Here is a 692-nt window from a genome sequence, read left to right as displayed (position 1 = left end):
GGATGCTATGCGGCATTTTTGCGATAGCTATAGGTAGCGCCGGTATGCTGTTTGGGGTTTGGTAGGTGTTGCAGCAGCGTGCGGCAGTGCATAGCCTGCGCACCGCGCCGCAAGGCTTCCGCCAGTTTGAGATACCCACAGTGTCCGAGGCGATAACGCGCGTGGGGCTGGCCGCCAAACTCACCAGTATCGGCAGCGCCGTAGGGGTTGGGCTGGACACCTACGCGACCCGTGACACTATCGCCGAGGCGTGCGCCACAGGGCGCGAGGAAGAGTGCCAGCGTATCCAATATGTCGAGTATGGCAGGCTCACGGGGCGTACTGTTGGTGGGGCAATCGGAGGCGGTGCGGCTGGAGTCTGTCTGGCGGTCAGCCTTGATCCACGCGGTAAAGTGATATGTGGCGTGGTGGCTGCGGGCGCGGGTGCTTATGGGGGCGCCAAGGTAGTGGAACCGTTCGGTGAGCAGGTAGGGTTATTCTTCTATCGAACACTACATGGCGATAATAACAATGACAATCGCTGAAAACATTGTAGGGTTTGGTACTGGTATCTTCGGCCTGCTGTGCTTGGCGTTATTATTTATCGCCAGTGTGGTGGCGCTTTTCAAGATCGATGAGGCGGATCGCTATTTTGGAGCGTGGGAGTCTCCCGAACAGAAATATCTCAAGGGATTGCCCTTTTCCCTTCATCG

At 57.4% G+C, this 692-nt stretch carries 2 protein-coding genes; both read left to right on the top strand.

Annotated elements, in window-relative coordinates:
• The first annotated feature begins 65 nt into the window (after positions 1 to 65).
• On the top strand, positions 66 to 524 hold the full coding sequence (locus HP566_RS04435) for a hypothetical protein (RefSeq protein ID WP_249976053.1): 459 nt from the start codon (positions 66 to 68) through the stop codon (positions 522 to 524).
• On the top strand, positions 511 to 692 hold a 182-nt coding region (locus HP566_RS04430; RefSeq protein ID WP_249976052.1), incomplete at its 3' end, for a hypothetical protein. The genes HP566_RS04435 and HP566_RS04430, both read left to right, overlap by 14 nt.

Source organism: Vreelandella olivaria (genome assembly GCF_023507745.1).
GTDB lineage: Bacteria > Pseudomonadota > Gammaproteobacteria > Pseudomonadales > Halomonadaceae > Vreelandella > Vreelandella olivaria_A.
This window is presented reverse-complemented; position numbering and strand designations above follow the sequence as displayed.